This window comes from Coprococcus sp. TM115-187 (assembly GCF_027679115.1).
GTDB classification, from domain to species: Bacteria; Bacillota; Clostridia; order Lachnospirales; family Lachnospiraceae; genus Allocoprococcus; species Allocoprococcus comes.
This window is the reverse complement of record NZ_JAQEKS010000069.1, coordinates 1-505: the sequence shown is the minus strand read 5'-3', so window position 1 is coordinate 505 and position 505 is coordinate 1. Positions and strand designations below refer to the sequence as shown.

At 44.2% G+C, this 505-nt stretch carries 3 tRNA genes; all 3 read left to right on the top strand.

The window, feature by feature from the left end:
• Positions 1 to 127 precede the first annotated feature (127 nt).
• Positions 128 to 199, top strand: a tRNA-Asn gene (locus tag PGW42_RS15850).
• Between the two features lie 58 nt (positions 200 to 257).
• Positions 258 to 329: transfer RNA gene (locus tag PGW42_RS15845), tRNA-Glu, on the top strand.
• 3 nt (positions 330 to 332) lie between these two features.
• Positions 333 to 403: transfer RNA gene (locus PGW42_RS15840), tRNA-Cys, on the top strand.
• Positions 404 to 505 lie beyond the last annotated feature (102 nt).

Below are 505 nucleotides of genomic sequence, written 5' to 3'. Positions count from 1 at the left end.
AGGTAGGACAGGGTAAGGAAGAATGGATGGAGTAAAGATTTAAATTTGTATGTGGTTTTCAGAGTACATAAAAAATGAAAAAAGCACTTGCAAAATATATGTAAAGTGTTTATAATAATAAGAGTAGTCCTCGATAGCTCAGCGGTAGAGCATTCGGCTGTTAACCGAAGGGTCGTTGGTTCGAACCCAACTCGGGGAGTTCTAAAATCTGTCAGCCAATTACTTGCAGATTTTAATTTTGAAAAAAATCAATATCTGGCTCCGTGGTCAAGCGGTTAAGACATCGCCCTTTCACGGCGGTAACACGGGTTCGATTCCCGTCGGAGTCATCTGGCGCCATAGCCAAGTGGTAAGGCAAAGGTCTGCAACACCTCTATCACCAGTTCAAATCTGGTTGGCGCCTCTCAAAAAGCACGAAAAACGTTAGTTTTTCGTGTTTTTTTGCTTGTGCGCCTAGCGGCGCACGTTTCTAACGGGTTAAAGTCCCGAATCCACCCGGTAGTGG